This window comes from Streptococcus oralis, from assembly GCF_004127215.1.
In the GTDB taxonomy this organism is placed as follows: Bacteria; Bacillota; Bacilli; order Lactobacillales; family Streptococcaceae; genus Streptococcus; species Streptococcus oralis_BD.
Genome location: NZ_QEWJ01000026.1, coordinates 1 through 1,232, shown reverse-complemented (window position 1 = coordinate 1,232; position 1,232 = coordinate 1). Strand labels below are relative to the sequence as shown.

Sequence of the window (1,232 nt, the reverse complement as noted above, 5' to 3'; positions counted from 1 at the left end):
ATGGGCGAAATGTCCTCTCAGATATTAACTTGACCATTGAACGAGGCAGTAAGGTGGCCTTTGTGGGCATTTCTGGTTCTGGAAAGACGACCCTTGCCAAGATGATTGTGAATTTCTATGATCCGAACGAGGGAGAGATTCTGGTTAATAATATCAATCTCAATCAGATTGACAAACATGTCTTGCGCCGTCATATCAATTACTTGCCGCAACAGCCCTATGTCTTTAATGGTACTATCTTAGAGAATGTTCTCTTGGGTGCCAAGCCTGGAACGACTCAGAAAGAAATCATTCGGGCGCTAGAAATTGCGGAGATTCGGGAAGACATTGAACGGATGCCTTTGAATTACCAAACAGAGTTGACATCAGACGGGACAGGGATTTCAGGTGGTCAACGTCAGCGCTTGGCCTTGGCTCGGGCTCTTTTGACCGATGCTCCTGTTTTAATTCTCGACGAAGCAACCAGCAATCTGGATATCCTGACAGAGAAAAAGATTATCGACAATCTCTTGGAGTTGGACAAGACCATCATATTCATCGCCCATCGCTTGACCATTGCGGAGCGGTCTGAAAAAGTGGTCGTTCTGGACAAGGGGGAAATCGTCGAACAAGGAACACACGAAGAATTGCTTGCTCAGGATGGCTTCTATGCTCATCTGGTCAATAGTTAGAAAGGAGAAAGAAGATGGAAGAACATTACTTAGAGAGTGCTGAATTTTATAATCGTAGATATTCCAACTTTTCTGTACGCGTGATTTTGCCGACTTTCTTCTTGTTGATTTTTGTGGTTTTATTCTCTCTCTTTGCGAAAAAGGAAATCACGATTACCTCGGCTGCCTCTATCGAACCGAGTAAGATCCTGGCAACCATCCAGTCAACCAGTAATAATGCGATTGTCACTAATAATCTAGAGGAAAATAAGGTGGTCAAAAAAGGGGATCTCTTGGTTCAGTATCATTCTGATAGCGAAAACACTCAAAAAGACACCTTCTCCTCCCAAGTGGAAACCTTGAAAGAACAAAAACGACAGTTGGAATTATTGCAGGAAAGTTTGAAGACAGGAACTAGCCAGTTTGCTTCGGGGGAAGATCGCTTTGGCTACGAGCAGGTCTTTAATGACTATAAAAACCAAGCTGCCAGCATCCGTAGTAATACGGAACAACAGAATTCCAATATTGCCTCTCAAAATTCAGCTGCCAGCAGTTCACAAGCTGAACTTGGAAATCTCATTG

General features: G+C 43.4%; 2 pseudogenes. Both read left to right on the top strand.

Annotated elements, in window-relative coordinates:
• Positions 1–671, top strand: a pseudogene (gene comA / locus DF216_RS10320) (peptide cleavage/export ABC transporter ComA); the annotation flags it as partial.
• A gap of 14 nt (positions 672–685) precedes the next feature.
• A pseudogene (locus DF216_RS10315) lies at positions 686–1,232 on the top strand (competence protein ComB); the annotation flags it as partial.